The sequence below is a fragment of the Ruegeria sp. AK4 genome (assembly GCF_056541025.1).
On the sequence record NZ_JBQFXS010000074.1, the window covers coordinates 1 to 1,148 of the forward strand.

Annotated in this window: 1 protein-coding gene; it reads right to left on the bottom strand. The window is 60.0% G+C overall.

What is annotated here, in order from left to right:
- Positions 1–1,148 (bottom strand): elongation factor Tu (gene tuf, locus ACR0EZ_RS25925; RefSeq protein WP_480617722.1); only part of this gene is annotated, 1,148 nt, incomplete at both ends.

Below are 1,148 nucleotides of genomic sequence, written 5' to 3' on the forward strand. Positions count from 1 at the left end.
GCGCCAACGGTACGACCACCTTCGCGGATGGCGAAGCGCAGGCCGTTTTCCATCGCGATGGGCGCGATCAGCTCAACGCCGAACGACACGTTATCGCCGGGCATGACCATCTCGGTGCCTTCGGCCAGGGTCACGGTGCCGGTCACGTCAGTCGTACGGAAGTAGAACTGAGGACGGTAGTTGGCGAAGAACGGGGTGTGACGGCCGCCTTCTTCCTTGGTCAGGATATAGGCTTCGGCTTCGAACTTGGTGTGCGGGGTCACGGAACCCGGCTTACACAGAACCTGGCCACGCTCAACGCCGTCACGGTCCACACCACGCAGCAGCGCGCCGATGTTGTCGCCTGCTTCACCGCGGTCCAGCAGCTTGCGGAACATTTCAACGCCGGTGCAGGTGGTTTTCGAAGTGTCGCGGATGCCGACGATTTCGATCTCGTCGCCCACGTTGATCACGCCACGTTCAACACGACCGGTCACAACGGTACCACGGCCCGAGATCGAGAACACGTCTTCGATCGGCATCAGGAACGGCTGGTCAACAGCGCGCTCGGGGGTGTCGATATATTCATCAACAGCCGCCATCAGTTCCTTGATCTTCTCTTCGCCGATTTCCGGGTTGTTGCCTTCCATCGCGGCCAGAGCCGAGCCTGCAATGATCGGAATATCGTCGCCGGGGTATTCGTAGCTGGACAGCAGTTCGCGCACTTCCATCTCAACCAGTTCCAGCAGCTCTTCGTCGTCGACCTGGTCAACCTTGTTCAGGAACACGACCATCTTCGGGATGCCAACCTGGCGGCCCAGCAGGATGTGCTCGCGGGTCTGCGGCATCGGGCCGTCAGCAGCGTTCACTACCAGGATCGCGCCGTCCATCTGGGCAGCACCGGTGATCATGTTCTTGACGTAGTCGGCGTGGCCGGGGCAGTCGACGTGCGCGTAGTGGCGGTTTTCGGTCTCGTATTCCACGTGGGCGGTCGAGATGGTGATGCCGCGCGCTTTCTCTTCCGGCGCACCGTCAATCTGGTCATACGCTTTGAAGTCACCGAAATACTTGGTGATTGCTGCGGTCAGCGTGGTCTTGCCGTGGTCAACGTGGCCAATCGTGCCGATGTTGACGTGCGGTTTTGTACGCTCAAACTTTTCCTTTGCCAT